The organism is Kitasatospora sp. NPDC002522, assembly GCF_053595195.1.
On the sequence record NZ_JBSFXE010000097.1, the window covers coordinates 1 to 3,926 of the forward strand.

Genomic DNA, 3,926 nt, shown 5'->3' on the forward strand with positions numbered 1-3,926 from the left:
AACCGGTGGCCGTCTTACGTTTCAGGCGACACCCGCTACCGGGACGAAACCCCCGGAACGGGTGGAACCCGTACACCACTTCCCTGGACGTAACCGGGGCCTGTCGGCGGTCGCTGAACCTGGACCCCTTTCGGGTCGGTCAATCTTGACCCCTTTTGACTTGTTTGCCGGTTTCTAGGCCGCCGTGGGGGTGCGGCCGATGTCGCGGTCCTTGAGGCGGTAGGAGTCTCCCTTCAAGGAGAGCACGTCGGCGTGGTGGACGAGACGGTCGATCATGGCTGCGGCGACGGTGTCGTCACCGAAGACCTCTCCCCATCGGCCGAAGGCCTTGTTGCTGGTGACGATCACTGAAGCGCGTTCGTAGCGGCCCGAGATCAGCTGGAAGAACAGGTTCGCGGCCTCCGGTTCGAACGGGATGTAGCCGACCTCATCGATGATCAAAACCGGGATGCGGGCGAGCTTGGTGAGTTCGTCCTGGAGCTTGCCGGAGGTGTGGGCGGCGGCCAGGCGGTCGACCCACTGGGCTGCGGTGGCGAACGCGACGCGGTGGCCGGCCTGGCAGGCGCGGATGCCCAAGGCGATGGCCAGGTGTGTCTTGCCGGTGCCGGGCGGGCCGAGGAAGACCACGTTCTCCTTGGCGGCGACGAAGTCCAGGGTGCCCAGGTGGGTCACCGCCTCGCGTTTGAGGCCGCGCAGGTGGGTGAAGTCGAACTCCTCCAGGGACTTGCGGGCGGGGAACCGGGCGGCTCGGATGCGGCCCTCGCCGCCGTGGCTCTCGCGGGCGGCGACCTCGCGCTGCAGGCAGGCGGCCAGGTATTCCTGGTGGGTCCAGGACTCGGTGGTGGCTCGTTCGGCCAGCCGCTCGGCCGCGTTCAGCAGGTTCGGTGCCTTCAAGGCGCGGGTGAGGAAGGCCAGTTCGGCCTTCAGGTCGCGGGCGGTCCGGGTGGGGGCGGAGCGTTGGGCCATGGTTCAGTCGTCCGCTCCGGCGCCGCCCTCGATCAGGCGGAACACTCGGTCGTAGGAGGGAAGTTCGCGTTCTTCGACCTCGACCGCCGCGGCCGCGGTGCCATGGGCGAGCGCGAGCCGGTGGCCCTCGCGCATCACGGCGGCCTCAGCGGCGTGCTCGGGATCGGTGAGGGTCTGGTGGCGGGCCCAGCAGCGCGTGTGGTCGGCGACGAGGCGACCATCGAGGTAGGCCCGCACCGAGTCGGTGTCCGCCTCGACGCGCACGATCCGGCCGATCGCAGACGGGTGGACGGAGTAGTCGCAGGTGTCCAGGCGGATGTAGTGGTCGCGGCCGAGCCGCACCGAGGTCTGCCACCAGCGTGGCGGGGCCGTCGGCGACAGCGGCAGCATCGCGGCCCGGTCCGCCTCCCACCGGTCGGCCGGGCGGGCCTCCAGCGTGCGGTGGACGCGCCGGTTGGCGACCTCCAGCCAGGCGGTCAGCTGGGCGTTGAAGTCCGCCGGGGAGCTGAAGACCCGGCCGGGCAGGAAGGAGGTCTCCAGGTAGCCGTTGGCCCGCTCGACCAGGCCCTTGGTCTCCGGATCCCGGGGCCGACACAGGATCATCTTGCAGGCCAGCAGCCCGGCGAGTGCGGCGAACTCCGTGGTCAACACCGCCTTGCCCTCCCGCCTGCGACCGACGGCCGGTTCGTTGTCCCAGACCAGCGCTTTGGGCACCGCCTGCCAGCCGGACAGCAGGTCCCAGTGCCCGGCGACCAGGTCGGCGACCTGCCGGGTCGGAATCATCCGCGCGGTGATCACCCGCGAGTAGCCCGCCACCATGACCAGCACCAGCGGCCGGCCGGTCTGCCCGAAGCCCAGCGGGATGTCCGCGGGCGGGAACCACAGGTCGCATTGCGCCAGCTCGCCGGGCCGATACGTGGTCCGGGAGACCGGGTCCGCCGGGAGATAGACCGGCCGCAGCTCGGCCACCCGACGCTTGAGCACGGACAGGGACCGCTCCCAGCCGATCCGCTCGGCGATCACGGTGGCCGGCATCCGCGGGAACTCGGCCAGCAACTCGCGGATCGCAGGCTCCACTTCATCCACGATCGAGCCCTTCGGCGCCCGCCGGTACTTCGGCGGATCGTCGCTGGCAACCGCCCGCCGGACCGTGTTGCGCGCGATCCCCAGATGCCGCGCGATCCCCTTGATCGACATGCCCTCCGAGCGATGGAGCCGCCGGATCTCAGCCCAGTCCTCCACGCCAATCACCTCTTCCTCCTGACTCGCATAGAGCCAGACTGATCACTTGATCACGGAAGGGGTCACTTTTCATCGACCGCTAGAGGGTCACGGTTGGGAGATCGCGGACAGGGCCAGCCGAAGGTGAGCAAAAGGCGCGCATGGGATCATTGATCACCCCTGCGCGTGCACTCGGTCGACTCCCCAGGACGAGCTGAACGTGCAGAGACGGAGGGCTCCATGCCGCGTGTGATTGTCGTCAGCCCGCCCTTCCGCTCCCATGCCACGCCGCTGAGCGTCCTGGGTGGCGCACTGAGCGAGCGCGGCGCCGAAGTGACGCTCGCCTGCGCCCCGTCCTTCGCAGACCTGGCGCGGCGACACGGGTTGGGCTTCACCGCGCTCACCGTCACCAAGAACGCCAACGACGGTGTCGCGGAGAACACGGAACAAGAAGACGGTGAAGCCGAACGGCTCAGGGAATTCCTGGATGCCACCCGTAGTGGTGCGCTCGCCGCCCTGCTCGCCCAGGCGCGGCACCGACATGCCGACATGCTCGCGGACCCAGTCGGCATCCTGGACGAGATCCGCGCTCTGGACCGCCGCGCACGCCCTGACTGGTACCTGGTGGACCAGCTCAACTATCCGGTGACCCTGGCCATGCACTGCCTCGGCTTGCCCTATGCCACGTTCTGCCCAGGCCATCCCAGCTACATCCCGACCGACCCGGACGCGTTCTTCGGGCTGCCGGTCGCCTGGCCCGAGTCGGTCAGACCCGACCCTGGCAGCCTCAGTGAACTGCGGACCGCGGTATCCCTCAACGACAGGGCGTTCACCGAAGCCTTCCGCCGCGTGTGCAGCCAGACAGCACCCGGACGGGCTCTCCCGGACCGGGCCTTCGCCCTCTGCTCTCCTCATGCCATCGTGTTCAACTACCTCGAGCTGCCGTGGCTGCGCCCGGCCCCGCCCGGCCCCGAAGCCATCTTCGCCGGGCACTGCACAGCCGAGCCGGAGGAGACACGCCTCAGCGCCCGGTGGCGGACAACCGTGAACCGCCTGACGTCCGGCGGACGGCCACTGATTCTCGTCGCCTTCGGTACCTTCCTCTCGGCTCGCTCTGACGTTCTGCGCACGGTCACCGAAGCGGCACTCGCATGTACCGGTGCGTCCGTGATCGTCGCGGCAGGCAACCGCGTCGACGAACTCCTGCAGGCACCACGACTGGCGACCGCGTCGTCACACCGGTTGTGCGTCGCCGAGGCTATACCACAGCAAGAGATTTTGGCGCACGCGGCTGCCATGATCCATCACGGCGGCAACAACTCGTTCACGGAATGCGTGGTAGCCGGCGTCCCGGCGCTTGCCCTCCCCTTCTCCAGCGACCAGTTCGCCATCGCCCATGATCTTGAACGCGCAGGCCTCGGCATCTCACTGGACCCGAACACCCTCGATGTCACCGACGCCGGAGCGGCATTGGCGAACCTGCTGGCAGGAGACCGGAGTGAGAGCCGCGCACGGCGAACCCAAGCCCGCGCTGTCGGCCCGTGGTTCGCCGCCGAGCAGTTGATCCGCGTGATGACAGGCGCTCACCGGGCGCCTGATCCGACGTAGTCGGGCGCATCCCGAAGCTCGGGCCGGGGAACTGTGGATGGCGTCCCGTGGAGTGGTGTAGCAGGGATCTTGGCGTAACCCCTGGTCATGAAGGATCCATCGCGTAACTCTCCGAGTAGGAAGGCTCGTTG

General features: G+C 68.7%; 3 protein-coding genes. 1 reads left to right on the forward strand and 2 read right to left on the reverse strand.

Features of this window, described 5'->3' with window-relative positions:
• Positions 1 to 174: 174 nt before the first annotated feature.
• Together istB and istA are read right to left on the reverse strand one after the other, a co-directional pair.
• Positions 175 to 966, reverse strand: coding sequence for an IS21-like element helper ATPase IstB (gene istB, locus ACWD4U_RS34595; RefSeq protein WP_363462245.1), 792 nt, complete (start codon positions 964 to 966; stop codon positions 175 to 177).
• Positions 967 to 969: 3 nt separating this feature from the next.
• The gene (gene istA / locus ACWD4U_RS34600) at positions 970 to 2,217 is read right to left on the reverse strand and encodes an IS21 family transposase (RefSeq protein WP_363462247.1); all 1,248 of its coding nucleotides are present in this window, start codon (positions 2,215 to 2,217) and stop codon (positions 970 to 972) included.
• 210 nt (positions 2,218 to 2,427) lie between these two features.
• On the opposite strand from istA, the gene ACWD4U_RS34605 reads away from it, so the two are divergent.
• Positions 2,428 to 3,795, forward strand: a complete 1,368-nt coding sequence (locus ACWD4U_RS34605; RefSeq protein ID WP_363462249.1) for a glycosyltransferase — start codon at positions 2,428 to 2,430, stop codon at positions 3,793 to 3,795.
• The last annotated feature ends 131 nt before the right edge of the window (positions 3,796 to 3,926 follow it).